At 42.5% G+C, this 25,751-nt stretch carries 18 protein-coding genes, 5 tRNA genes and 3 rRNA genes; 17 read left to right on the top strand and 9 right to left on the bottom strand.

The window, feature by feature from the left end; genetic code table 11:
- Positions 1–14: 14 nt before the first annotated feature.
- A complete protein-coding gene (locus ACJZU6_RS04890; protein ID WP_080159018.1) occupies positions 15–701 on the bottom strand; it encodes a methionine ABC transporter permease in 687 nt (228 codons plus the stop codon).
- Positions 691–1,725 (bottom strand): methionine ABC transporter ATP-binding protein MetN, encoded by a 1,035-nt coding sequence (metN, locus tag ACJZU6_RS04895; RefSeq protein ID WP_408900717.1) that lies wholly within the window; start codon positions 1,723–1,725, stop codon positions 691–693. Before metN ends, ACJZU6_RS04890 begins: the two co-directional genes overlap by 11 nt.
- Before the next feature lie 292 nt (positions 1,726–2,017).
- Between metN and gmhB the strand changes: the two genes are divergently transcribed.
- From gmhB to ACJZU6_RS04950, 11 genes are all read left to right on the top strand, one after another.
- Positions 2,018–2,575, top strand: a complete 558-nt coding sequence (gene gmhB / locus ACJZU6_RS04900; protein WP_408900718.1) for a D-glycero-beta-D-manno-heptose 1,7-bisphosphate 7-phosphatase — start codon at positions 2,018–2,020, stop codon at positions 2,573–2,575.
- Positions 2,576–3,172: 597 nt separating this feature from the next.
- A 16S ribosomal RNA gene (locus tag ACJZU6_RS04905) occupies positions 3,173–4,717 on the top strand.
- Positions 4,718–4,818: 101 nt separating this feature from the next.
- Positions 4,819–4,894, top strand: a tRNA-Glu gene (locus tag ACJZU6_RS04910).
- Between the two features lie 37 nt (positions 4,895–4,931).
- Positions 4,932–5,007, top strand: a tRNA-Lys gene (locus ACJZU6_RS04915).
- A gap of 69 nt (positions 5,008–5,076) precedes the next feature.
- Positions 5,077–5,152 (top strand) — tRNA-Val (locus tag ACJZU6_RS04920).
- A 362-nt stretch (positions 5,153–5,514) separates the two neighbouring features.
- Positions 5,515–8,422 (top strand): 23S ribosomal RNA (locus ACJZU6_RS04925).
- A 137-nt stretch (positions 8,423–8,559) separates the two neighbouring features.
- Positions 8,560–8,675: ribosomal RNA gene (gene rrf, locus ACJZU6_RS04930) — 5S ribosomal RNA — on the top strand.
- The 16S, 23S and 5S rRNA genes sit together here with 5 tRNA genes alongside, the layout of an rRNA operon.
- A 68-nt stretch (positions 8,676–8,743) precedes the next feature.
- Positions 8,744–8,820: transfer RNA gene (locus ACJZU6_RS04935), tRNA-Asp, on the top strand.
- A 37-nt stretch (positions 8,821–8,857) separates the two neighbouring features.
- Positions 8,858–8,934 (top strand) — tRNA-Trp (locus ACJZU6_RS04940).
- 1,022 nt (positions 8,935–9,956) lie between these two features.
- On the top strand, positions 9,957–10,292 hold the full coding sequence (locus tag ACJZU6_RS04945; RefSeq protein WP_408900719.1) for a DUF1904 domain-containing protein: 336 nt from the start codon (positions 9,957–9,959) through the stop codon (positions 10,290–10,292).
- Positions 10,293–10,387: 95 nt separating this feature from the next.
- Positions 10,388–11,254 (top strand): endonuclease/exonuclease/phosphatase family protein, encoded by an 867-nt coding sequence (locus ACJZU6_RS04950; protein WP_080158150.1) that lies wholly within the window; start codon positions 10,388–10,390, stop codon positions 11,252–11,254.
- On the opposite strand, the gene ACJZU6_RS04955 is transcribed toward ACJZU6_RS04950, so the two are convergent.
- From ACJZU6_RS04955 to gloB, 3 genes are all read right to left on the bottom strand, one after another.
- Positions 11,251–11,940 (bottom strand): Yip1 family protein, encoded by a 690-nt coding sequence (locus tag ACJZU6_RS04955; protein ID WP_408900720.1) that lies wholly within the window; start codon positions 11,938–11,940, stop codon positions 11,251–11,253. The two genes, ACJZU6_RS04950 and ACJZU6_RS04955, sit on opposite strands and share 4 nt — an antisense overlap.
- The gene (locus ACJZU6_RS04960) at positions 11,937–13,493 is read right to left on the bottom strand and encodes a LysM peptidoglycan-binding domain-containing protein (protein WP_408900721.1); all 1,557 of its coding nucleotides are present in this window, start codon (positions 13,491–13,493) and stop codon (positions 11,937–11,939) included. Before ACJZU6_RS04960 ends, ACJZU6_RS04955 begins: the two co-directional genes overlap by 4 nt.
- Before the next feature lie 71 nt (positions 13,494–13,564).
- Entirely contained in the window at positions 13,565–14,323 is a 759-nt protein-coding gene (gloB, locus tag ACJZU6_RS04965; protein WP_107277067.1) for a hydroxyacylglutathione hydrolase, read from the bottom strand.
- Positions 14,324–14,364: 41 nt separating this feature from the next.
- Here gloB and ACJZU6_RS04970 point away from each other — a divergent pair, with 41 nt between their 5' ends.
- Positions 14,365–15,123, top strand: coding sequence for a class I SAM-dependent methyltransferase (locus tag ACJZU6_RS04970; protein WP_408900722.1), 759 nt, complete (start codon positions 14,365–14,367; stop codon positions 15,121–15,123).
- Positions 15,124–15,131: 8 nt separating this feature from the next.
- Here the strand turns inward: ACJZU6_RS04970 and rnhA are convergent, their stop codons facing one another.
- The gene (rnhA, locus tag ACJZU6_RS04975) at positions 15,132–15,596 is read right to left on the bottom strand and encodes a ribonuclease HI (RefSeq protein ID WP_327770194.1); all 465 of its coding nucleotides are present in this window, start codon (positions 15,594–15,596) and stop codon (positions 15,132–15,134) included.
- Between the two features lie 51 nt (positions 15,597–15,647).
- Here rnhA and dnaQ point away from each other — a divergent pair, with 51 nt between their 5' ends.
- The gene (dnaQ, locus tag ACJZU6_RS04980; protein ID WP_408900723.1) at positions 15,648–16,370 is read left to right on the top strand and encodes a DNA polymerase III subunit epsilon; all 723 of its coding nucleotides are present in this window, start codon (positions 15,648–15,650) and stop codon (positions 16,368–16,370) included.
- A gap of 7 nt (positions 16,371–16,377) precedes the next feature.
- The gene (locus tag ACJZU6_RS04985) at positions 16,378–17,646 is read left to right on the top strand and encodes a TIGR03503 family protein (protein WP_408900724.1); all 1,269 of its coding nucleotides are present in this window, start codon (positions 16,378–16,380) and stop codon (positions 17,644–17,646) included.
- A 52-nt stretch (positions 17,647–17,698) separates the two neighbouring features.
- Here ACJZU6_RS04985 and fadE read toward each other — a convergent pair whose 3' ends face one another.
- Entirely contained in the window at positions 17,699–20,152 is a 2,454-nt protein-coding gene (fadE, locus tag ACJZU6_RS04990; protein WP_408900725.1) for an acyl-CoA dehydrogenase FadE, read from the bottom strand.
- A 491-nt stretch (positions 20,153–20,643) separates the two neighbouring features.
- Here fadE and dauA point away from each other — a divergent pair, with 491 nt between their 5' ends.
- The 3 genes from dauA to ACJZU6_RS05005 all read left to right on the top strand — a co-directional run bounded on the left by dauA (position 20,644) and on the right by ACJZU6_RS05005 (position 23,900).
- A complete protein-coding gene (dauA, locus tag ACJZU6_RS04995; protein ID WP_235865952.1) occupies positions 20,644–22,335 on the top strand; it encodes a C4-dicarboxylic acid transporter DauA in 1,692 nt (563 codons plus the stop codon).
- Between the two features lie 101 nt (positions 22,336–22,436).
- The gene (gene lpcA, locus ACJZU6_RS05000; RefSeq protein ID WP_107277071.1) at positions 22,437–23,015 is read left to right on the top strand and encodes a D-sedoheptulose 7-phosphate isomerase; all 579 of its coding nucleotides are present in this window, start codon (positions 22,437–22,439) and stop codon (positions 23,013–23,015) included.
- A gap of 87 nt (positions 23,016–23,102) precedes the next feature.
- Positions 23,103–23,900, top strand: coding sequence for a class II glutamine amidotransferase (locus ACJZU6_RS05005; RefSeq protein WP_408900726.1), 798 nt, complete (start codon positions 23,103–23,105; stop codon positions 23,898–23,900).
- A gap of 80 nt (positions 23,901–23,980) precedes the next feature.
- Here the strand turns inward: ACJZU6_RS05005 and purN are convergent, their stop codons facing one another.
- Positions 23,981–24,622 carry a phosphoribosylglycinamide formyltransferase gene (gene purN, locus ACJZU6_RS05010; RefSeq protein WP_408900727.1) on the bottom strand — a complete coding sequence of 214 codons (642 nt, stop codon included), beginning with the start codon at positions 24,620–24,622 and terminating at the stop codon, positions 23,981–23,983.
- Positions 24,623–24,626: 4 nt separating this feature from the next.
- Positions 24,627–25,667, bottom strand: a complete 1,041-nt coding sequence (gene purM / locus ACJZU6_RS05015) for a phosphoribosylformylglycinamidine cyclo-ligase (protein WP_408900728.1) — start codon at positions 25,665–25,667, stop codon at positions 24,627–24,629.
- Positions 25,668–25,751 lie beyond the last annotated feature (84 nt).

A 25,751-nucleotide genomic window follows, 5' to 3' on the forward strand; every position in this document is an offset into this window, starting at 1 on the left:
ATAATCTTTTGTTACTAACGGTGATCGACACGTTTCACTAAGTGATCACCAATTGATTGAATAAGTTGGACTAAAATAACAAGCATAATGACGGTGATAGCCATGACGGTGCCATCAAAACGCTGATAACCATAGCGAATACCAACATCACCCAACCCTCCGCCACCTACGGTCCCCGCCATGGCGGAATAACTAATTAAAGTCACTAAAGTAATGGTGATCGCATTAATAATGCCGGGTAAAGCTTCGGGTAATAATACTTTAGCTATAATCTGCATTGGTGTTGCACCCATAGCTTGTGCTGCTTCTATTAGTCCTGTTGGAATTTCTAATAACGCCCCTTCAACTAAACGCGCGATGAAGGGAATTGCACCGACTGTTAGTGGCACAATGGCGGCAGCGGTACCAATAGAACTGCCAACTACAAATCGTGTAAAAGGAATAATGGCAACTAACAGAATAATAAAAGGGATTGAACGGCCAATATTAACCACAATACCTAGAATTTTATTTAAAACGGGGTTTTGCCATAAACCATTTTTTTTGGTGAGGTGTAATGTGACACCAAGAGGAATACCAATAACAAAGCCAATGAAACCGGACACTAACACCATGGTTAAGGTTTGTCCCAATGCTTCGATAAGTAATTCAGTTAGGCGCTGATTGCTCTGCCACCATGTTGTTATTGCATCAAGCGACATATCCTAGTACCTCAACATTTAATTTGTGATCACGTAAAAACCTAATAGCGTTATCAATGGCAGTTTGAGTACCAAAGAACTCGGCAAGCATTAATCCAAACTTAACTCCGCCGGCATAATCCATATTTGAACTAAGAATACTGATATCAAGATTAAACTCGCGTGCAACTTGGCTAATTAACGGCGCATCAACAGAGTCTCCAGTAAATTCCAGCCTAATAAGGGGATAACTTCCTTTTACCGAGGTTGGTGTCATTCTTAATTGATAATCTTCAGGAATCGATAAATCTAACGTTGAGCGAATAAACGCTTTAGCTAATTCAGTTTTCGGGTGTGCAAAAATATCACCGACAAGGCCTTGTTCGACCAATTCACCACCACCAATAATCGCAACTTGATGACAGATACGTTTAACCACATCCATTTCATGAGTAATCAATAAAATAGTTAAGTTAAGTTGCTGATTAATTTTACGTAATAAAGCCAGTATTGATTGCGTTGTTGCGGGATCAAGTGCGCTGGTGGCTTCATCACACAATAAAACTTTGGGATCAGAGGCTAAAGCTCGTGCGATAGCTACCCGTTGTTTTTGACCACCACTTAAGTTTGATGGATAGCTATTACGTTTATCTTCTAGACCAACTAATGACAGTAACTGAGTAACCTTGGTATTTATTTCGAGTGTTGAAAGACCAGCAAGCTCAAGTGGTAATGCAATGTTGGTATAAACGGTGCGTGATGAAAGCAAATTAAAATGCTGAAAAATCATCCCAATTTTACGACGAGCTAAAGTTAATTCATTAGATGAGAGGGTGGTTAAATCAATACCATCAACAATAACATTACCTGTTGTTGGCTTTTCTAATAAATTCACACATCGAATGAGCGTACTCTTTCCTGCTCCTGATGAGCCAATCACACCGAAAATTGTTCCCTGTTCTATGCTGAGATTAATATCTTTTAGCGCATTGATTGCTTTCTCACCTTGATAGAACACTTTATTGACTTGTTTTATTTCTATCATTGAACTTCCTGATTAATTAGATGCAATCCATTATGTGCAAATAGTGCTATATTGCATTTATTGTTAATAATTGGTTGTATCAGTTAAAATATATCAACTGCTGTTAAGTTGATGCTATTTCCAATCGCTTTTTAAGTCAATAGCTATTTTTACGTCTAGACGTCTAAATGGTTGTGGGTTTATTACAGTACTCTGTTCATGGCTAATCAGTCTTGTGGATGTGATAACTAATACTTTTCAATACCAACTCGTGACATAATCAAACCAATATCTAATTGTTGAGGGCTTTCTTTTGGCCAAACCAGCTGTCTTTATTGATCGTGATGGCGTAATAAACGTTGATCACGGCTATGTACATACTGTTGATGATTTTGAATACATTGATGGTGTTTTTGATGCATGTAAAAAATTCAAAGAAATGGGTTACTTACTTGTTTTAGTTACTAATCAATCTGGTATTGCTCGTGGTATCTTCAGCGAAGATGAGTTTATTTCTTTGACTGAATGGATGGATTGGAATTTCGAAGATCAAGATATTGAATTTGACGGTATTTACTATTGCCCACACCACGCAACGGAAGGCAAAGGTGAATATTTACAAGATTGTGATTGTCGTAAACCAAATCCAGGCATGTTTATCTCGGCGCAAAGTCACTTGAATATTGATATGTCAAAATCAGTAATGATTGGTGATAAAGCCGATGATATGAAAGCAGCGATAGCGGCAGATGTTGCTTTTAAAGTATTAGTACGTACAGGTAAAGCGATCACTGAAGAAGGTGAAGCTCTAGCAGATGCTGTTTTAGACAGCGTTAAGAATGTACCAGCATGGCTCGCTGAAAACGCGTAATTGTTCATGTTATAAAGCAGTAGGTGATCTACTGCTTTTATTTTATGGATTATCAATAAAGTTTTGCACCTTATCTTTTTGTCATTATTCCCGTTTATTGTAAATCTCCACGTGTTGTTTCTTTGCTTCTAGTTTTTATAATCATTTTATCTGCTTTTTTAACGCTCATTTCGCCATCACTATACGATTTAAATACAAAATTAAATGAAGCCATTATTAATTTTTGATTAAAAAATGGATGAAATATAAATTTTTGTATAAAAAAAAAGCGGTTGATTATTTTGATGTAAAAAAACTATTGTCAGTTTTAAAAATTCTCCTATAATGCGACCTCACTGACACGGGCAACGGCGCAAGCGGTTACCGAAAGTCAGTATTGTTCTTTAACAATTTGACCATGCAATCTGTGTGGGCACTCGTTGAATAGTTAAGTCGAAAGATTTATCAATGAACTGAGTGACCAATACAAAATAACGTAAATTGTTTTGGCACAGTCAATTCATTATCGTTCTGTTGGAACGATAATAGCTTTAAAATTACTAAGGTAGTTTTGAAGTCAGTATTCATTGAGCCGTCTCGAAAGAGACAACAAAACTTTAATTGAAGAGTTTGATCATGGCTCAGATTGAACGCTGGCGGCAGGCCTAACACATGCAAGTCGAGCGGTAACAGAAAGAAAGCTTGCTTTCTTTGCTGACGAGCGGCGGACGGGTGAGTAATGCCTGGGAATATACCCTGATGTGGGGGATAACTATTGGAAACGATAGCTAATACCGCATAATCTCTTCGGAGCAAAGAGGGGGACCTTCGGGCCTCTCGCGTCAGGATTAGCCCAGGTGGGATTAGCTAGTTGGTGGGGTAATGGCTCACCAAGGCGACGATCCCTAGCTGGTCTGAGAGGATGATCAGCCACACTGGAACTGAGACACGGTCCAGACTCCTACGGGAGGCAGCAGTGGGGAATATTGCACAATGGGGGAAACCCTGATGCAGCCATGCCGCGTGTATGAAGAAGGCCTTCGGGTTGTAAAGTACTTTCAGTTGTGAGGAAGGCAGTTAAGTTAATAGCTTGGCTGTTTGACGTTAGCAACAGAAGAAGCACCGGCTAACTCCGTGCCAGCAGCCGCGGTAATACGGAGGGTGCGAGCGTTAATCGGAATTACTGGGCGTAAAGCGCATGCAGGCGGTCTGTTAAGCAAGATGTGAAAGCCCGGGGCTCAACCTCGGAACAGCATTTTGAACTGGCAGACTAGAGTCTTGTAGAGGGGGGTAGAATTTCAGGTGTAGCGGTGAAATGCGTAGAGATCTGAAGGAATACCGGTGGCGAAGGCGGCCCCCTGGACAAAGACTGACGCTCAGATGCGAAAGCGTGGGGAGCAAACAGGATTAGATACCCTGGTAGTCCACGCCGTAAACGATGTCTACTTGAAGGTTGTGGCCTTGAGCCGTGGCTTTCGGAGCTAACGCGTTAAGTAGACCGCCTGGGGAGTACGGTCGCAAGATTAAAACTCAAATGAATTGACGGGGGCCCGCACAAGCGGTGGAGCATGTGGTTTAATTCGATGCAACGCGAAGAACCTTACCTACTCTTGACATCCAGAGAATTCGCTAGAGATAGCTTAGTGCCTTCGGGAACTCTGAGACAGGTGCTGCATGGCTGTCGTCAGCTCGTGTTGTGAAATGTTGGGTTAAGTCCCGCAACGAGCGCAACCCTTATCCTTGTTTGCCAGCACGTAATGGCGGGAACTCCAGGGAGACTGCCGGTGATAAACCGGAGGAAGGTGGGGACGACGTCAAGTCATCATGGCCCTTACGAGTAGGGCTACACACGTGCTACAATGGCGTATACAGAGGGCTGCAAGCTAGCGATAGTGAGCGAATCCCACAAAGTACGTCGTAGTCCGGATTGGAGTCTGCAACTCGACTCCATGAAGTCGGAATCGCTAGTAATCGTGAATCAGAATGTCACGGTGAATACGTTCCCGGGCCTTGTACACACCGCCCGTCACACCATGGGAGTGGGCTGCACCAGAAGTAGATAGCTTAACCTTCGGGAGGGCGTTTACCACGGTGTGGTTCATGACTGGGGTGAAGTCGTAACAAGGTAGCCCTAGGGGAACCTGGGGCTGGATCACCTCCTTACCTAAAGACTTATACTGTTTTATGCAGTGTCCACACAGATTGCTTGGTCGAAATGTAAAAGAGCCGACGTAAGTTGCCCAACAACTTACGTTATGAACATTGTCCCGTTCGTCTAGAGGCCTAGGACACCGCCCTTTCACGGCGGTAACAGGGGTTCGACTCCCCTACGGGACGCCACTTCTCTTCTTTTTATAAAAAAGAGACAGTGAAAATTGGGTCGTTAGCTCAGTTGGTAGAGCAGTTGACTTTTAATCAATTGGTCGCAGGTTCGAATCCTGCACGACCCACCATTTCCTTTCCACGAAGGAAATATTATTTGCTTTCACTTTTTAAAGTGAAAATAAATAAGATACTATCGTGGGCGATTAGCTCAGTTGGGAGAGCACCTCCCTTACAAGGAGGGGGTCACTGGTTCGAGCCCGGTATCGCCCACCACTCTCTAAGAATTTTCTGCACGGAATCGCAGATTTAATGAAGAATACCTTTGTTAAGTCCGTATTGTTGTCGTTGAAAATCATTAGAAAGTGGTTATCGTTAGATAATTGCATGCTCTTTAACAATCTGGAAAGCTGACTAGTAAATTCAATCGAAAGATTGATTTTAAAAAATGTTTTTATTCTTTGAATAAAAACGAGTTCTCAAAACATACACATTCAAGTGTCTGTGTTTGCTTTCACTTTTTAAAGTGAAGACAAATAAATGAGTCCGGCGAAAAACCAATGTTTAATATTTTCTTGATCGGAGTATTAAACGCAAACCTTGGTTGTTTGAACATACAAGACCTCTTGGGGTTGTATGGTTAAGTGACTAAGCGTACACGGTGGATGCCTTGGCAGTCAGAGGCGATGAAGGACGTATTAACTTGCGATAAGCCCAGATTAGGCAGTAAAAGCCTCTTGAGTCTGGGATTTCCGAATGGGGAAACCCACTTGCATAAGCAAGTATCATTAACTGAATACATAGGTTAATGAGGCAAACCGGGGGAACTGAAACATCTAAGTACCCCGAGGAAGAGAAATCAACCGAGATTCCGGTAGTAGCGGCGAGCGAAACCGGATTAGCCCTTAAGCTAGTTCTGCGTTAGGTGAAGGTTCTGGAAAGTTCCGCGATACAGGGTGATAGCCCCGTAACCAAAAATGCATTATTAGTGAAATCGAGTAGGACGGGACACGTGATATCCTGTTTGAACATGGGGGGACCATCCTCCAAGGCTAAATACTCCTGACTGACCGATAGTGAACCAGTACCGTGAGGGAAAGGCGAAAAGAACCCCTGTGAGGGGAGTGAAATAGAACCTGAAACCGTGTACGTACAAGCAGTAGGAGCCCACTTGTTGGGTGACTGCGTACCTTTTGTATAATGGGTCAGCGACTTAATTTTAGTAGCAAGGTTAACCGTTTTGGGGAGCCGTAGGGAAACCGAGTCTTAACTGGGCGTCATAGTTGCTAGGATTAGACCCGAAACCGAGTGATCTAGCCATGGGCAGGTTGAAGGTGAGGTAACACTTACTGGAGGACCGAACCGACTAATGTTGAAAAATTAGCGGATGACTTGTGGCTAGGGGTGAAAGGCCAATCAAACTCGGAGATAGCTGGTTCTCCCCGAAAGCTATTTAGGTAGCGCCTCGGACGAATACTACTGGGGGTAGAGCACTGTTAAGGCTAGGGGGTCATCCCGACTTACCAACCCTTTGCAAACTCCGAATACCAGTAAGTAATATCCGGGAGACACACGGCGGGTGCTAACGTCCGTCGTGAAGAGGGAAACAACCCAGACCGCCAGCTAAGGTCCCAAAGTTATAGCTAAGTGGGAAACGATGTGGGAAGGCTCAGACAGCCAGGATGTTGGCTTAGAAGCAGCCATCATTTAAAGAAAGCGTAATAGCTCACTGGTCGAGTCGGCCTGCGCGGAAGATTTAACGGGGCTAAGCTATACACCGAAGCTGCGGCAATATGAACTTGTTCATATTGGGTAGGGGAGCGTTCTGTAAGCCGTTGAAGGTGCATTGTAAAGTGTGCTGGAGGTATCAGAAGTGCGAATGCTGACATGAGTAACGATAAAGGGAGTGAAAAACTCCCTCGCCGGAAGATCAAGGGTTCCTGTCCAACGTTAATCGGGGCAGGGTAAGTCGACCCCTAAGGCGAGGCCGAAAGGCGTAGTCGATGGGAAACGGGTTAATATTCCCGTACTTCTTATAATTGCGATGGAGGGACGGAGAAGGCTAGGTGAGCCTGGCGACGGTTGTCCAGGTCCAAGTATGTAGGCTGATGAATTAGGCAAATCCGGTTCATCTTAAGGCTGAGATACGATGTCGAGCTACTACGGTAGTGAAGTCATTGATGCCATGCTTCCGGGAAAAGCTTCTAAGCTTCAGATTATAAGAAATCGTACCCCAAACCGACACAGGTGATCAGGTAGAGAATACCAAGGCGCTTGAGAGAACTCGGGTGAAGGAACTAGGCAAAATGGTACCGTAACTTCGGGAGAAGGTACGCTCCTAGCGGTGATGAGACTTGCTCTCTAAGCTGCCGGGAGTCGCAGATACCAGGTGGCTGCAACTGTTTATTAAAAACACAGCACTGTGCAAAATCGAAAGATGACGTATACGGTGTGACGCCTGCCCGGTGCCGGAAGGTTAATTGATGGGGTTAGGTGCTCTTTTTATTAAGAGCGTCGAAGCTCTTGATCGAAGCCCCGGTAAACGGCGGCCGTAACTATAACGGTCCTAAGGTAGCGAAATTCCTTGTCGGGTAAGTTCCGACCTGCACGAATGGCGTAATGATGGCCACGCTGTCTCCACCCGAGACTCAGTGAAATTGAAATCGCAGTGAAGATGCTGTGTACCCGCGGCTAGACGGAAAGACCCCGTGAACCTTTACTATAGCTTGGCACTGAACATTGACCCTACATGTGTAGGATAGGTGGGAGACGTTGAAGCAACCGCGCCAGTGGTTGTGGAGTCAATCTTGAAATACCACCCTTGTATGCTTGATGTTCTAACGTTGACCCCTTATCGGGGTTACGGACAGTACCTGGTGGGTAGTTTGACTGGGGCGGTCTCCTCCCAAAGAGTAACGGAGGAGCACGAAGGTGGGCTAATCACGGTCGGACATCGTGAGGTTAGTGCAATGGCATAAGCCCGCTTGACTGCGAGAATGACAATTCGAGCAGGTGCGAAAGCAGGTCATAGTGATCCGGTGGTTCTGAATGGAAGGGCCATCGCTCAACGGATAAAAGGTACTCCGGGGATAACAGGCTGATACCGCCCAAGAGTTCATATCGACGGCGGTGTTTGGCACCTCGATGTCGGCTCATCACATCCTGGGGCTGAAGTCGGTCCCAAGGGTATGGCTGTTCGCCATTTAAAGTGGTACGCGAGCTGGGTTTAGAACGTCGTGAGACAGTTCGGTCCCTATCTGCCGTGGGCGTTGGATGATTGAGAGGGGCTGCTCCTAGTACGAGAGGACCGGAGTGGACGAACCGCTGGTGTTCGGGTTGTATCGCCAGATGCATTGCCCGGTAGCTAAGTTCGGAATCGATAACCGCTGAAAGCATCTAAGCGGGAAGCGAGCCTCAAGATGAGTCATCCCTAGACCTTTAAGGTCTCTAAAGGGTTGTTGAAGACTACAACGTTGATAGGTCAGGTGTGTAAGTGCTGCGAGGCATTGAGCTAACTGATACTAATTGCCCGTGAGGCTTAACCATACAACACCCAAGGGGTTTTCCTTCTCATAAGAGAAGAGACGGACTCTACAAACGCTTGAATGCGTGTTGAGAACAACTAGTTAGATTTTCCCAGATTGCTATTTATTGTCATAAGACAATAAATAAACCAGAATTTGCTTGGCGACCATAGCGTTATGGACCCACCTGATCCCATGCCGAACTCAGTAGTGAAACGTAATAGCGCCGATGGTAGTGTGGGGTCTCCCCATGTGAGAGTAGGACATCGCCAGGCTTCAATTTCGTTTTTATCTTTTATAAAGGTAGAGACAACAAGTTGCATTTATGCTGAATAGACACTGCGGAGTGGTAGTTCAGTTGGTTAGAATACCGGCCTGTCACGCCGGGGGTCGCGGGTTCGAGTCCCGTCCACTCCGCCATTTATTTAAGACAGAGTTAAGTCTTTAAAATAACTACAGGGGTGTAGCTCCAACTGGCAGAGCAGCGGATTCCAAATCCGCGTGTTGGGAGTTCGAATCTCTCCACCCCTGCCATCTTAAAAAAGGCTCATATCGAAAGGTATGAGCCTTTTTACCATCTATGATTTATGCTTGTAGCGTTAATTGGCAGAGCAGCGGATTCTCCATACCGAAAATCAGCGCGTGTTGGGAGTTCGAATCTCTCCACCCCTGCCATCTTAAAGAAAGCCTCGACAGCAATGTCGGGGCTTTTTTACGTCAATATAATTTAGGTGTAGCTCCAACTGGCAGATCAGCGGATTCCGCTATACCGAAAATCAGCGCGTGTTGGGAGTTCAAATCTCTCCACCCCTGCCATATTAAAGAAAGCCTCGACAGCAATGTGAGGATTTTTTACGTCAATATAATTTAGGTGTAGCTCCAACTGGTAGAGCAGCGGATTCCGCTATACCGAAAATCAGCGCGTGTTGTGAAGTTCAAATCTCTCAACCCCTGCCATATTAAAGAAAGCCTCGACAGTAATGTCGGGGCTTTTTTACGTCTGCATTATTGTAGTAGATTAGGTGTGGCCGTAACTGGCAGAGCAGCGGATTCGCTATTCCGAAAATCAGCGCGTGTTGGGAGTTCGAATCTCTCCACCCCTGCCATATTAAAGAAAGCCTCGACAGTAATGTCGGGGCTTTTTTACGTCTGCATTATTGTAGTAGATTAGGTGTGGCCGTAACTGGCAGAGCAGCGGATTCGCCATACCGAAAATTTCCAAGCGTTAACTGATTGAATACCCTAGTTTTGGTCATATTTAAGCAATTTATAACTGTAAACTCGAGGGTTGAGGTTGCTACAATGGACTGTTACCCCAAATAGTAAAGGTTTATAATTGATGTATTAAAAGGCACTTATTAAGTGTGATGACTGCGTATTATAACTATGGTCTTTCAATTTTTATTCACTAAAAAAATAGGGCTAAATCGACACTTTATTTACCATCATGATGTTAACGGAATACCTCGAAAAAGATTATTAACAATAAAAAACAGAGGTTGAACATTATTAAGTGGTAATGTAGTAGAGTAAATAGTCAATTTTTGGGAGTTTTTATGCCACATCTTCGTTTTCGTGCGATTGCATTTGATACCGTAAAGCTGCTATCAACAGCGTTAGTTGATGATTTACAGCCATTAATGGCATGCCCTCGTGAAGATTTTACATTAGAGCATATTCCTGCTTCATTTATCTTTGATGGTGAAGTGTCTGATGCTTATCCGTTTATTGAAGTGTTTTGGTTTGATCGTGGTCAAGAGGTTCAAGATAATGTTGCTGCAGTGATTACTGCAGCTATAAGGACTGCGGTTGACGATAAAAATCAAGATGTTGCTGTTATTTTTACCGCGCTGACACCTACAGCTTATTACGATAATGGTCAATATTATTAGGCTACCGCTATTCTTTTCTGATTTTATTCTTTTTAATTTTATAATGACATTAGCCCATTAATCTAATGGGCTAAGTTGTCTATGTAGGCGCTATTATGGCTCGCAGAACAAAAACAAAAGTGGTTGCTGGTTTAGGTGTCGTGGCTGGCGCGTTGGGGTTAGGGGCATTTAATTCATCGTTTGATGTAACAATGCAACCTGAAGTGACCAATGAAGTTTTTGCCCCACATTTCACTTATCGTTGTATTGAAAGTGAAATTGCGCCACCGCTCGATAATAATGGCGTACTGACCGTTGCAGTATGGAATATCTATAAGCAACAACGTCCTAATTGGCGTCAAGCATTAGAAGGGTTTACTCAGAAAAGTGATTTGGTGTTATTGCAAGAAGCGAGTTTAAACACTGATCTGAAAAATTATTTAGATGCGAACCATTGGCAGGTAAGAATGGCAAATGCGTTTCGCTTTCTTGATACGCCCGCAGGTGTAATGAATTTATCGCGTGTATCTTCACGTCAAACATGTGCTTATTTGGCAATGGAACCATGGTTACGCTTGCCTAAATCTGCGTTATTATCGCAATTTACACTATCTGACGGTCAAACGCTGGCGGTGGTTAATCTTCACGGGGTTAATTTTGCCATTGGCTTAAATGAATATCAGCAGCAATTAGACAGTTTAAAAACAGTATTAGAACAGCACCAAGGGCCAATTATATTAGCGGGAGATTTTAATACGTGGCGTAAAGCGCGGATTAAAGTGGTTAGATCTTTTGCACATTCGCTGGGGCTAAAAGAGGTGCAGTACCATAATGATCAGCGAGTTCGAGTGCTAGGTAAGCCGCTGGATCATCTTTATTATCGTGATTTGCAGTTGGTGAAATCAGAAGCACCAAAAACGGATGCTTCTGATCATAGTCCATTGTTAGTAACGTTTAAATTAACTCACTCAGTAATGCACTAAGCTGAAATAATTAGCAAAGGCCATACAATCAGTGTTAACACCCAAGGCAGCACTGCGACAATAATGGCTTTTGCACGATCCAGATCTGTCCATGCACTGACTGCGGCGTAAGTTAAAGCGATATACCATGGTGCTAATAACGGCATGGTAGTCGCTAGTGCAGCCCAGCGATTGTTTAATGGTAATTTTAAAAGACCATTAATACTATTTAAGTCAGCGGCATTCGGCAACATAGTATTGGTGTTAAACACAATATTAATATAGCTCGCAATGTCACCGATAAACGATGGCAACATAATAAAACATGCCGCTGCAAGCCATTTTCCATAGCTGTGCTGATGACGGCTACTTTTAGTGGCTAATTTTAACCATAACGCCAGTACAAAAATCACCGCTGTTCGGCCGGTGATATCACTAAATACTTCACCTGCAAGTAATACTTCTCGCGTTAACCAAGCTTGTTGTGCATTGTCACCAAGATTGCCTAGTTGCGCTTGTATTGTTTGTTGCAGCCACGGCATATCGACATGGTTAAAGTAGCTGCCCCACAAAATGAATGATCCAAGAATAATCATTAAATAGGGTAAAATTGCCCATTTCGGTCTTTCATAGATAGCAGCAAAGCATTCTATTGGTGAACGAAAAAGATCGATAACAGCGACAATTGGATTTTTAGATGGCGTCATGCTTTTACCTTACGACGATCAATCACTAACTTAAGTTTTTGACCTTGCTTAATATATTTATTGTTAGCCAGATTATTCCATTTTTTAATCTCAGCAACAGAAACATCATAACGTTGAGCGATGACACTTAAACTATCCCCTTTTCGTACTTTATAATGGATAGTTTTGTGATTAGCGACGGTTTTCTTTGATGTGCTAACTGTTGATACTTTTAAACGTTGTCCTTTATGTAGCACCGCATTTTTACTTAAGCTGTTCAGTTGTTTAAGTTTTGCTACGCTAGTTTTGTGCTTACGAGCAATGTTCCATAAGTTATCACCTGACTGCACGACATAATGCTGCGCCTCCACATGGACAGCGGCACGGTGCTGGCGGTTAACCAATGAAATTGGCGATGTTGGAATAGTCAGTGATTGGCCAATACGAATATTAGTAGTTTTAAGCTTATTCACTTTTTGAATTGCTTTAATGCTGCTGTGGTAGCGCTTTGCAATTAATCCTAGGCTTTCACCTGATTTTACACGGTGATGGTGTGTCATCATGCTAGCGTTACGATTCTGGGCTAATTCTCGCTTAAAACGACTAACCGTGTTGATTGGTAATAACAGATGATTAAGACCATTTGGTGCTGTAACACCACGACGGTAGGCTGGGTTAAGATCTTTTAATTCGCTGGTACTGATACCTGCAAATTCTGCCGCAATGGTAAGATCCATTTGTACGCCAGGTTTTACGATAGCGATAACGGGCTTATTACGGATGGGTTCGATGTGAAAACCGTATTTTTTAGGGTGCATGATAATATCAGCAACCGCATACAGTTTAGGCACATAACTGCTGGTTTCATTGGGTAAATCAAGCGCCCAATAGTCGGTTGGTTTACCTGCGGCTTTGTTTTTACGGATAGCACTAAAAACACGGCCTTCGCCAGTATTATAAGCCGCTAATGCTTGTTGCCAGTTACCATCAAATTTCTTATTTAAATACTCAAGTAAATTAAGTGCTGCGGTGGTGGATTTAACCACATCACGGCGGCCGTCATACCAACTATTTTGTTTTAAGCCAAAACGGCGACCGGTGTCGGGAATAATTTGCCATAGGCCTGCTGCTGCCATACTTGAGTATGCATGTGGATCAAATGAACTTTCTACAATAGGTAAAAGAGCCAGTTCTAGCGGCATACCTCGTTTTTCAACTTGTTCCGTGATGTAGTACAGGAAAGGTTGATCACGTTGAGCAATAATTTCAAGGTTACGCGGGTTCTTTAAATACCAGTTACGGTAATATTGAACACGTTTGTTATTAGGGATTTTAGTGGTGATCTGCATCGCAATGCGATTCCACACATCTTGCTGCTGTTGAGGCGTTAGGTGTGCCACAACAGGTTGTGTTTCTTTGATGACAGGAACAATCGGCACTACAGTTTCAACTGGAGTGTTAGTAGGTTGCTCAACGACAGTTTTTGGTTGGTTAGTATCGGCCTGCGTTGTCTCTTTTGTTGTCTGACAACCTGCGATAACAAGCACACTTGCTAAAAGAATTTTGAATTTCATGACAGTCGTTTGTAGCCAAAATGGTTGGTGATAATACTTGCCCAACCACCTTGGTTACAAGGGGAGAAACGTTAAAACTCGTCTTTCCAACGTCGAAGTGCCGCAAATGTCTCAATATCTGAGTTATCGTACGCTTTATCAGCAACTGAGCGTTTAATACTTGGCTGGTCACAACGTAAAAATGGGTTAATAAGTTTTTCATTACTTAGAGTGGTAGGTAAAGTGCTTTGGCCATTGGCGCGCAGACGATTCACTTGATCACGGTAGCGTTGTAAGTGCGCATTATCTTGTTCTGCAACTAAGGCAAAAGCAAGATTACCAGCGGTGTATTCGTGAGCACAATAGATGTTAGTTTCATCGGGTAATGAGGCTATTTTTTGCAAGGAATTAAACATTTGTGCGGGTGTACCTTCAAAGATACGACCACAGCCAGCTGAGAATAATGTATCGCCACAAAACAGTTTTTCATCACCAACATAAGCGACATGACCTAAAGTGTGCCCGGGTACACTCAGCACCATAAAACGTTCGCCAAAGATATCAACTTGATCGCCATCTTCTACTGGGCGAGTGATACCGGGAATAGGTTCATCATTGGGGCCAACGACTTTGGTAGCAGGGAATCGACGTTTTAATTCACTAATACCACCGACATGATCATGATGATGGTGAGTGATGAGGATTGCATCTAGAATTAAATTGTCTTTTTCGATTGCCTCAAGAACCGGCGTGGCATCCCCAGGATCAACAACGACACAATGATTGTCTGGGTTTTGAATCAGCCAGATGTAATTGTCTTTAAATGCGGGTATGCTTTTAACAGTTAACATGAATTTTGTCTCCAGCCCTATCAGGTGTTGAGCAGTATCTTATGAAGCCAGCGCGTACAGTAACACACATTGAAGTTCCTTATACATGGTCGAATGTGATCAATGGTGAATGGGTAGCAGAATTATTACAGACACGACTTGATGAGTGGTGCCCTAAATTATTCGGCTATCACATGTTAAAGCTTGGTGGCCTCAGTGCAGAGCTGACCAGTAGCCATTGTAATATTCAACATCAAATTTGTGTTGATAAATTCAGCCCTCAACGCACAATTGTGGCAGATGCTTTAGAATTACCCTTTATTGAAAAATCATTTGATGCATGTTTATTAATGCATCAATTAGATTATGCGGCAGATCCTCATGGCTTATTACGTGAGATCGATCGCGTGATGGTTGATGATGGCTACTTAGTATTAAGTGGTAATAACCCATTGAGCCTATTAGGGTTACGAGGGTTATTACCATGGAATCGCCGTCAAGCACCGTGGACGGGTAAGATGTATTTACCGTTTCGAATTAATGATTGGTTACGGTTACTCAACTATGAAGTGGTGTATCAAGAAACGTTTGCGATAGTCCCCGCTACTCGGCACCTTGCTTGTGCAGCATGGCTTGAACATGTTTTATCGGAACCGTTATCTGCGGTGGGTAGTTTATATTTTATTGTGGCACGTAAACGGACTTGTCCATTAAAGCTGATTAAACCAACCTGGAAATTACGTCGACAATTAGCACCGCTGCGAATTAATTGTCGAACTCAGGTTGAAAAAACATGTACTAAAACCTCTTCGCGTTCGTAAGCTTTAGTTTAATTTGGCTGATAACCGTTATCAGCTTGCGTTGGATTTTCTGCACCCGTACGCGCTAAAACATCACAACGTTCATTTTCTGGATGTCCGGCATGACCTTTAACCCAATGCCATTGAACTTGATGGCGCTGGGTTTCTTGATCAAGCTGTTGCCAAAGATCGGCATTTTTGACGGGCTTTTTATCTGCTGTTTGCCAACCTCTTTTTTTCCAATTATGTATCCATTGCGTAATTCCTTGACGCACATATTGACTGTCAGTGGTAAGATCAACAAGGCATGGTTGTTTTAAACTGGCGAGTCCCATAATAGCGGCAAGCAGTTCCATGCGGTTGTTGGTGGTCATTAAATAGCCACCACTAAGCTCTTTTTCGTGTTGTTTGTATCTTAATACTGTGCCATAACCGCCGGGACCAGGATTACCTAAACACGATCCATCGGTGAAAATTTCTACCTGCTTCATCATAGTGGGTAGTTTTGCCTTAGATAAAAACTTAAGTCTGACACATTAACTACTATGAAAGCCACAAACCAACGCATTATTGTATTTGATACAGAAACAACGGGTATGAACATGACGGGCCCTCATTATGAAGGCCACGGTATTGTCGAAATTGGTGCGGTAGAGATCATTAACCGTAAATTAACTGGTAATACGTTCCATGTTTATATCAAACCTGATCGAAAAATCGATCCAGAGGCGATAGCTGTCCACGGTATTACGGATGAATTTTTACGTGATAAACCTGTGTATGCAGATATTCACCAAGAGTTTATGGATTTCATTGATGGCGCTGAGCTTGTCGCACATAACGCATCGTTTGATACCGGTTTTATGGATTATGAATTCCATAAGATGGGCGCATCAATCGCAAAAATAGAAGATATTTGTCGAGTAACCGATACCCTCGAAATGGCGAAAAGGCTGTTTCCGGGTAAACGAAATAACCTTGATATTTTATGTTCGCGTTATGGTATTGATAACTCACATCGTACGATGCACGGCGCATTACTCGATGCCGAGATTCTAGCTGACGTTTATTTGATGATGACCGGTGGTCAAACATCATTACGTTTAAGCAGTGGTAACGATGACTCTACAACGGAAACCAGTATTCGACGTTTGGCTAGTGGTCGAAAAGAATTAAAGGTTATTCATGCAACGGCCGATGAACTAACAGCACATCAAGATAGGCTTGATCTGATTGGTAAGAAGGCTGACGTTATTTGGCGTCTTTAGAGGCAGTATGTTGCGGCGATTATGGCTACTTATTTTCTATGTTCCGCTCTGTACTTGGATATTAATAGCAAGTGCTTGGGCGCAAGCAGAAGCGAGATTAACGTGGCTTGATAATCGCTTTCGTGTTGATCCTGAGATAGAGCAAATAACGTTTGTTGTCACTCGTGAGCAACCGAGCCAGTCAGTGGTGTTAGTCGCCCCTGATGGACGTAAATATTATGCTGATCGCCACGCAAAAACGATGTCATGGTATACCGATAAAGGGATGGATATTATTTCTATAACTCATCCGATGGCGGGGCCATGGCAAGCCTTAGGGAAAGTGTCGATAAATAATGGCATTAGATTCATCTCAAATATTCAATTACAGGCTGAACCGTTACCCGCACAGTTGTATCAAACAGAAGTATTAAAATTTAGTGCACAGCTAACGCAAAATAAACAGCCATTACTGTTACGTGATTTTTTAGATCGCGTGCAGTTAAAGGTGGTTTTTTATCCGCTGACGTCCATATTATCGAATGAGTTGAATGAGTTGAATGAGTTGAATGAGTTGAATGAGTTGAATGAGTTGAATGAGTCAAATGAGCCGGCACCAATTGAGGTGGGGCAATTTGCCGATGATGGCCAAGAGTATGATGAAGTTGCGGGTGATGGTATTTTTACTGTGGCACTTAATGTGAATGTTGAACCGGGTAAATACCGTGTTGAAATAGCATCAACTAATGGGGTATTTAAACGTGCAGTTGAGCAAACTGTGCTTGTTTATCCTGCACCTATCACGACCTCATTTGTACAAAGCCATCAACCATTAACCTCGCATAGCGTTAATATTGAGGCTAAAGCCGATCAAACGCTTGCAGGATCATTGGCTGCTTATCTGGTGGTTAAACAACCCCAGCAAAAGCCGAGAATTATTCAACGAAGCTCCCACCATCAACAGTCACATTTAGTTCTTACATGGCCTAATGATGCTCAAATAGGTAAAGCATGGTGGCGAGGTTGGGCGTATGTGACTGACTCATTGACTCAGCGAGAGTTAGTGTTTCGTTTATCCCAACAAAACTATACCCAAGTTGCCGCTGTCGCGGTTGATTTTAGTGCTTCTTTAGCGCAGCAACAGGCAAAACAGCAACTAACTATTCAGAATGAACAGCAACAACGGTTATTGTGGGTTGTTATTACCAATATTGTCATCGTTATAAGTGTGCTGGTGGTGTTATTGATGTGGCGACGTAAACGTGCTGTTCAGAGTGATTTAATTGTGCCTAAATAAGTATGTGATGTTCAGTGGTTTTTGCCTTTGAACATCACAATGATGCGCTTATTTATGCTGCACTATTAATTGATGGGGTGGTTTGAAGCGGGTTAATTGCTAATTGTGCTGGATCAAAGTCATCAACATTGATGGTGTCTAAGCGTCCTGCTTCTGCTCGGTGAAGTAATTGCGCTTCCTCGGTGGTGATCACGCCGAGTTCTAATCCTATTGCTGCAACCTTGCCTAATTGCATGAACGGTAACGGTGTCTTCGCGGCTTGACAGATACGATCATAAATTGGCTCTGCGGCAAGAATATCAAGTAGAGCAACCTCCATCATTCCAACCGCATTATTTGTTGTTGCTTCTAAAAATTGGCCACGACCAATACGATCTCGTGTGGCTGATGGGGTTTGAATTACGCGTGCTAGCTGGTGATCTAATTCATCACTCGGTTGGCGGCGACGTAACCCTGTTGGTAACATAATAAACCGTAATCCTTGCGCAATGACTTTATTAGGAAAGTTAGCTAAGAAATGATCAATGGCGACTTCTGCTTGATAAAGTGCATCTTGTAAGCCCCAGTGTACTAGCACAATGTCTTCCGCTTGTCGGCCTTCATCGGTATAGCGTTTTAGTGTGGCGGAGGCTAAGTATAATTGACTTAATACATCTCCAAGACGGGCCGATAAACGCTCTTTACGTTTAAGTGATCCACCCAGTGTTGCCATTGAGATATCGGCTAATAATGCAAGGTTCGCACTATAGCGATTCATTTGTTGATAATAGCGAGAGGTTGCATCTTTGTGGGGAGCTGATGAGCCTCGACCATCGGTTAAGCCCAGCCAAAAACTACGGGCTATATTACTCAACACAAACCCAATATGATTAAATACCGCTTTATCAAATTGACTAAGTGCTTGCTGCTGATCGTCAATATAAGCAGCATTGATCTCATCAAGTACATAAGGGTGACAACGAATCGCCCCTTGGCCAAAAATGATCATTGAACGGGTTAATATATTGGCCCCTTCAACGGTAACTGCAATGGGAGCACCTTGATAATTTCGCGCAAGGAAGTTACTCGGTCCCATGCAAATCCCTTTTCCTCCGACAATATCCATGGCATCAATAATGCTCTTTTGGCTACGGTGGGTGCAATGGTATTTAACGATGGCTGAAATCACCGCGGGTTTTTCGCCTAAATCGATACCAGTAACGGTTAATGTTGTCGCAGCATCAAGCACATAAGCATTACCGACGATCCGTGCTAAGGGTTCTTCAATACCTTCCATTTTACCGATGGGTAATTTAAATTGACGACGAATACGGGCATAGGCTCCGGTTGCCATTGCCGCTGTTTTTAAACCGCCAGTGGTGTTTGACGGTAAGGTAATTCCTCGTCCAACAGATAAGCATTCAACAAGCATTTTCCATCCTTGGCCAGCCATAGTTTGACCACCAATAATAAAGTCAATTGGAACGAAGATTTTATCGCCTTGGGTTGGACCATTTTGGAAGGGAATATTTAATGGAAAATGTCGACGGCCAATTTTAATACCATCAATATTGGTTGGAATTAAGGCACAGGTGATACCAATATCTTTTTTATCGCCAAGTAGATGGTCGGGATCGAATAATTTAAAGGCTAAGCCTAATACAGTGGCGACTGGGGCTAAGGTGATATAGCGCTTATTCCATGTTAGTTCCATGCCCAGTATTTCTTCACCTTGCCATATCCCTTTTTTGACGATACCAAAATCAGGAATCGAACCAGCGTCTGATCCTGCTTCTGGGCTAGTGAGAGCAAAACAAGGGATTTCATCACCCGCAGCTAGGCGTGGTAAGTAATAATTTTTTTGTTCATCAGTACCATAGTGCTGTAATAACTCTCCGGGGCCTAAAGAGTTTGGCACACCAACCGTTGAAGATAAGACCGAGGATACGCCGGTTAATTTCTGTAAGACCAGTGATTGCGCATAAGCTGAAAATTCTAACCCGCCATAATTTTTTTTAATGATCATTGCAAAAAATTTATGCTGCTTAAGTTGCTGCCACACTTCAGGCGGTAGATCAGCAAGATCATGAGTGATATGGAAATCATTCACCATGCGGCAAATATCATTCACTGGCCCATCTAAAAAGGCTTGTTCTGCAGGTGTTAGGGTTGGAGATTGAATAGCATGAAGTTTATTCCAATCGGGGTTACCACTAAAAAGATCGGCTTCCCACCATACTGTACCAGCGTCAATTGCTTCTTTTTCAGTCTGTGACATTTGAGGCATAACATTTTTAAAATATTGAAGTGCTGATTGAGTGATAAATTTTTTACGTAATTGGGGGATATTTAATGGTAAGGCAATCACAGCAAACGTTAACCAGCTAATAATTCCTGTAACATTTATTAGGGTACCTAATACTAACAATGCGGCAATGATAGCGGTAAAAATAAGACGAGAGATACGGTGGTAGGCGAGGATGCCAAACACACAGATAAAGCTAATTAAGTATATAAATGTCAGCATAGCGATTCTCCGTAATCATATAGCAGCACAGTGTATTGCATTCAGAAAAGGCCCGTGATTGAGTCATCTTTTTAGCGCAATATTGCACGATAGTTTTTTAGAGTATGGCAGCCTTAATAATCAAGGTAAGAGGTCTAACCACTTATGACTGATTGTAAGTTATTTTTTAAAGAAATGTAAAATATTTAATTTGATAATTGATCGGTAATGAGATCATAAAAAACACCAATACTGCGGTTTTACTCGCCTTGATCGAGATCATTGGTGATTTTATTTTCACTTGCGAATTATTAGTGAAGCGTTAACATATAGCACTATTGTGATACCGTTCACGTTATTGCGACTGTGTGTTTTTTACACAAGTGATAAGTGAGCGGTATTTCCGTTTGTTGCCTTTCCCGATTTCCGACTGACAGTTGCCCGCCGGACCCTCTTTTCGGGTTGACATCAATGCCTATTTTATTATGTGCAATAAGCACAGGGGTTTTGTTGTGTTGATTTTTCAAGCTCTCTCTCAATCGTGGAAACAGGGATATTCCCTTTCCAAGCTTCGTGCCGATTTAGTATCAGGTGTTACTGTTGGTATTGTGGCTATTCCATTAGGTATGGCATTATCAATTGCGGTAGGTGTTCCTCCTCAACATGGTTTGTATACTGTTATCGTGGCTGGTTTCTTAGCGGCGTTATTGGGTGGTTCACGGTTTAACATTACCGGACCAACAGCTGCATTTGTGGTAATCCTATTACCAATAACACAGAAATACGGTTTATCAGGCTTAATGCTTGCGACCATGATGTCTGGGGTTATCTTATTGTTGATGGGCGTATTTCGACTTGGGCAGTTAGTGGCATATGTACCTTATCCGGTAACAACAGGTTTTACCGCAGGGATTGGCTTTGTTATTGCCTTTTTACAGTTAAAAGATCTTTTGGGTTTACATGTTTTAGGTAGCCCGATTCATTTTCCTGAAAAAGTAATGGCTTATTCACATGCCATATCAACCACGAATTATGCTGACGCATTGGTTGGCATTATTACGATCATGACCTTTATTGTTTGGGCTAAACTAAAAACCCGCGTTCCACCTCATTTAGTTTCTTTATTTGTGGGTACACTTTTAGCGCTAGCTTTAAATCACTTTAGCCTTGAACATGTTACGTTACTTGGTGAGAAATTCAGCTACACCATTGGCAATATTGTTGGTCACGGTATTCCTCAAGAAGCACCACAATTTTTACCGTTATGGAAATCAGATACCTTCAATTGGGCAACAATGATTGAGCTAATGCCTTCAGCGTTAACTATTGCAATTTTAGGTTGTATTGAATCGTTATTGTGTGCTGTTGTTGCTGACGGTATGACCAGTACTAAACATAATCCTAATGCGGAATTAGTGGGTCAAGGTATTGCGAACATGGTTGTGCCATTCTTTGGTGGTATTCCAGCGACGGCAGCTATTGCTCGTACAGCGACTAATATTCGTTCAGGCGCTTTTTCTCCGATCTCTGGTATTATTCATGCGATTTTTGTTTTAGCCGCAATGATAGCTTTAGCGCCTTTACTGTCTTATGTTCCAATGAGTGCTTTAGCCGGTCTACTTATTATGGTGGCATGGAACATGTCAGAGGCACCACACTTTGTGCATACATTGAAAGTAGCACCTCGCCGTGATGTCGCTGTTTTAATGACTTGTTTTATTCTGACTGTTGCATTTGATATGGTGGTGGCGGTAATTGTTGGTTTGTTATTAGCTGGCGTATTGTTTATTCAACGTATCGCAAGCTTAACTACCGTTACTATTACTGATGCGAAACATCCACACCTTAATTTCGGTGATGATGTGGTGGTGTACGATATTAATGGACCGTTATTCTTTGCTGCGAGTGAAAAAGCATTTTCTGTGATTGAGCATGCAACAATGGAAACCCGTGCAGTTGTGCTTGATTTTAGTGATGTATCAACTATTGATATCACGGCTATTCATGCTTTTGAATCTGCATTGGATCGGTTATCTACTTTACCTGTATATTTGCTAGGGGTACTACCGCATGTTGAACGTAAATTGGAGCATGCAGGTGTATTTGAACTAACAAATCTTCATTTAGTACATTCAATTACGCAATTACAGCAAACTTTAGTGATTAATTCTGACAAAGCATCAGATCAAGAGTCGACACTGTAAGTTATTTGTATGTAAACTGCGATTAATGATGTATTACACCATCAAGCGAGCATATTGCTCGCTTGATTTGTATTTAATAGAAAACATTGAGAGAGCAGCTTATGTATAAAGATCTGATCCGCAGCGAATTGACTGATGCCGCTGACGTCCTTAACCGTTTTTTAAATGACGACAAAAACTTGGCTGATATTGAAGCAGCAGCTAAATTGTTAGCTGATTCATTTAAGCAAGGTGGTAAAGTATTGTCATGCGGTAATGGTGGTTCTCATTGTGATGCGATGCATTTTGCAGAAGAATTAACCGGTCGCTATCGAGACGATCGTCCAGGTTATCCTGGGATTGCAATCTCCGATCCAAGCCACCTATCTTGTGTCAGTAATGATTTTGGTTATGAATATGTATTTTCTCGCTATTTAGAAGCGGTTGGCGCTAAAGGCGATGTGTTATTTGGGTTATCAACGTCAGGTAACTCTGCCAATATTCTAAAAGCAATTGCAGCAGCGCAAGCTAAGGGAATGAAAACTATCGCCTTAACCGGTAAAGATGGTGGCAAAATGGCAGGACTTGCTGATGTTGAAATTCGAGTGCCACATTTTGGCTATGCCGATCGCATTCAAGAAATTCATATTAAAATTATTCATATTTTAATTATGTTAGTTGAAAAAGAAATGGAAAAATAATCGTCGATTGGGGGATATATATCCCATCATACTAACGATTATTGATCTTTAAATGAGCATGATTCAGCGTAAAGAGCAGAAATAAAAATGTGTGAATTATTAGGCATGAGTGCCAATGTGCCAACAGATATTTGTTTTAGCTTTACTGGTTTAATGCAGCGTGGTGGTAATACAGGACCACACCGTGATGGGTGGGGGATCACTTTTTATGAAGGTAAAGGATTTCGAACCTTTAAAGATCCCAATCCAAGCTGTAAATCACGTATTGCTGAATTGGTACAACAATACCCAATAAAAAGTCGTGCCGTTGTAAGTCATATTCGTCAAGCTAATCGTGGTGGGGTAAATTTAGAAAACACTCATCCTTTTACACGTGAAGTTTGGGGTAATTATTGGACTTTTGCTCATAATGGTCAATTGACAGGTTATGAGCAATTAGTTACTGGCCGTAATCAAGCAGTGGGTGATACTGACAGTGAAATTGCTTTCTGTTGGCTAATGAACCAGTTAGAAATTCGTTTTCCGGTATTGCCGGAAGATATGACCCCTGTTTTTAGTTATTTTGCAGAGTGTTGTGACACATTACGCCAATTGGGTGTGTACAACATGCTACTGAGTAATGGTGACTATGTTCTGAGTTATTGTACCAATAACTTACATTGGATCACTCGTCGCGCCCCGTTTGGTAAAGCATCATTAATTGATGAAGATGTAACGATTGATTTTCAACGTGAAACAACGGCGAATGATGTAGTGACAGTGATTGCAACTCAGCCTCTAACGAATGATGAAAGCTGGCAGAAGATGGTACGTGGTGAATTTCGCGTATTCCATTTTGGCGAGACGGTTTATCATGCCGTCGCAGCAGACGTTAATGCGTGCTAAACCCAATTGATCTGATTTATCAGTAATAATAAAAAGGCGATCTTAATAAGATCGCCTTTTTTGTGAGCATCAAATAATGATTATTGTGCAGCGTAACCTTGTGGTGGTAGTTGATTACCATCTAACACCGCGGCCCCATTTTGCATTAATAATCGCTGAGTTAGCAGCCATTGAATAACTAATGGATAGATATTATGTTCTTGTTGTTGCACACGCTCAATAACATCGTCGACACTGTCTGTTGTAAAAATGGGGACTTTTGCCTGTAAAATAACGGGGCCACCATCAAGCTCTTCGGTAACGAAATGGACACTGGTGCCATGTTCGCGATCCCCCGCATCTATGGCGCGCTGGTGGGTGTTTAATCCCGTATATTTAGGTAACAAGGAAGGATGAATATTAAGCATTCTTCCTTGATAGTGGTTGACGAAACTCGCAGATAAAATCCGCATAAACCCGGCTAACACAATCACATCAGGCTGATAAGCATCAATTTTTTCAATTAAAGCTTGATCATAATCTTGGCGGTTGGCGTAATCCGTTGCCGCGATAGAAGCAGTTTCTATGTTGGCAAATTGGGCTCGCTTAAGGCCATAAGCATCGGCTTTATTTGAGATCACAGCAGCAATACGGCCATTTTTGATGATGCCATTAGTGCAACTATCAATAATCGCTTGTAAATTACTGCCATTTCCTGAGATTAAGACAACGATATTATGCATAGCTTTAGTTAATCTCTACTTGCTCTTCACCCGCGGTAGCCGTAGCAATGTTACCAAGCAACCATGCGTTTTCGCCTTCTGCCTGTAAAATTTCAATAGCAAGTGCAGCTTGTGCTTGTGGTAATGCAATCACTAAACCGACACCACAGTTGAAGGTACGATACATTTCATAGGTATCGACATTGCCTGCTTGTTGTAGCCAGTTAAAAATCGCCGGCCACTGCCAGCTATTACCATCAATAACGGCTTTGGTTCCCTGTGGTAATACACGAGGAATATTTTCCCAGAAACCACCACCAGTGATATGAGAAATAGCGTGGATATCGCAATTTTCAATCATCTTTAATGCTGATTTTACATAAATTTTAGTTGGAGTTAATAAGTGCTCAGACAGTGTTTTACCGTCAAGTTCTTGATTAAGATCTGCTTGAGATACTTCTAGAATCTTACGTACTAATGAATAACCGTTTGAGTGTGGACCGCTAGAGCCAACAGCAATTAGGGCATCACCTGCACTAACTTTAGAGCCGTCAATAATGTCTGCTTTTTCAACGACACCCACACAAAAGCCGGCAACGTCGTAATCTTCACCGTGATACATGCCAGGCATTTCAGCCGTTTCACCACCAATAAGTGCACAGCCTGATTGAATACAGCCTTCACCAATACCAGTAACAACACTTGCAGCTGTATCAATATCAAGTTTACCGGTAGCGTAATAATCTAGAAAAAATAGAGGCTCAGCGCCTTGTACAATCAGATCGTTAACACACATAGCGACTAAATCAATACCAATGGTATCGTGCTGTTTTAGATCCATAGCAAGGCGAAGTTTAGTACCGACGCCATCAGTACCAGACACTAAAACAGGCTCTTTGTACTTTGTAGGTAGGGAACATAAAGCACCAAAACCGCCAATACCACCCATAACTTCAGGGCGATGAGTACGTTTAACTACGCCTTTAATACGGTCAACTAACGCATTACCAGCATCAATATCAACACCAGCATCTTTGTAACTAAGAGAAGAGTTTTTGTTGCTCACAGATGATCCCTCAAACGTATTAAAGTAAAAAACCAGCGTATAATACCAGCAGTCCTCATAGTAGAGCAAACGTTTGCGTCAAAT

The sequence above is a fragment of the Photobacterium piscicola genome, assembly GCF_046058925.1.
In the GTDB taxonomy this organism is placed as follows: domain Bacteria; phylum Pseudomonadota; class Gammaproteobacteria; order Enterobacterales; family Vibrionaceae; genus Photobacterium; species Photobacterium piscicola.

What these genes read in the sequence shown, in the direction of transcription:
- rnhA (WP_327770194.1), bottom strand. Translation starts at nt 15,596, where the DNA reads ATGATGAAGCAGGTAGAAATTTTCACCGATGGATCGTGTTTAGGTAAT.
- ACJZU6_RS04890 (WP_080159018.1), bottom strand. Translation starts at nt 701, where the DNA reads ATGTCGCTTGATGCAATAACAACATGGTGGCAGAGCAATCAGCGCCTA.
- ACJZU6_RS04950 (WP_080158150.1), top strand. Translation starts at nt 10,388, where the DNA reads ATGGCTCGCAGAACAAAAACAAAAGTGGTTGCTGGTTTAGGTGTCGTG.
- ACJZU6_RS04960 (WP_408900721.1), bottom strand. Translation starts at nt 13,493, where the DNA reads ATGAAATTCAAAATTCTTTTAGCAAGTGTGCTTGTTATCGCAGGTTGT.
- dnaQ (WP_408900723.1), top strand. Translation starts at nt 15,648, where the DNA reads ATGAAAGCCACAAACCAACGCATTATTGTATTTGATACAGAAACAACG.
- gloB (WP_107277067.1), bottom strand. Translation starts at nt 14,323, where the DNA reads ATGTTAACTGTTAAAAGCATACCCGCATTTAAAGACAATTACATCTGG.
- ACJZU6_RS04985 (WP_408900724.1), top strand. Translation starts at nt 16,378, where the DNA reads ATGTTGCGGCGATTATGGCTACTTATTTTCTATGTTCCGCTCTGTACT.
- metN (WP_408900717.1), bottom strand. Translation starts at nt 1,725, where the DNA reads ATGATAGAAATAAAACAAGTCAATAAAGTGTTCTATCAAGGTGAGAAA.
- lpcA (WP_107277071.1), top strand. Translation starts at nt 22,437, where the DNA reads ATGTATAAAGATCTGATCCGCAGCGAATTGACTGATGCCGCTGACGTC.
- ACJZU6_RS04955 (WP_408900720.1), bottom strand. Translation starts at nt 11,940, where the DNA reads ATGACGCCATCTAAAAATCCAATTGTCGCTGTTATCGATCTTTTTCGT.
- ACJZU6_RS05005 (WP_408900726.1), top strand. Translation starts at nt 23,103, where the DNA reads ATGTGTGAATTATTAGGCATGAGTGCCAATGTGCCAACAGATATTTGT.
- purN (WP_408900727.1), bottom strand. Translation starts at nt 24,622, where the DNA reads ATGCATAATATCGTTGTCTTAATCTCAGGAAATGGCAGTAATTTACAA.
- ACJZU6_RS04970 (WP_408900722.1), top strand. Translation starts at nt 14,365, where the DNA reads ATGAAGCCAGCGCGTACAGTAACACACATTGAAGTTCCTTATACATGG.
- fadE (WP_408900725.1), bottom strand. Translation starts at nt 20,152, where the DNA reads ATGCTGACATTTATATACTTAATTAGCTTTATCTGTGTGTTTGGCATC.
- ACJZU6_RS04945 (WP_408900719.1), top strand. Translation starts at nt 9,957, where the DNA reads ATGCCACATCTTCGTTTTCGTGCGATTGCATTTGATACCGTAAAGCTG.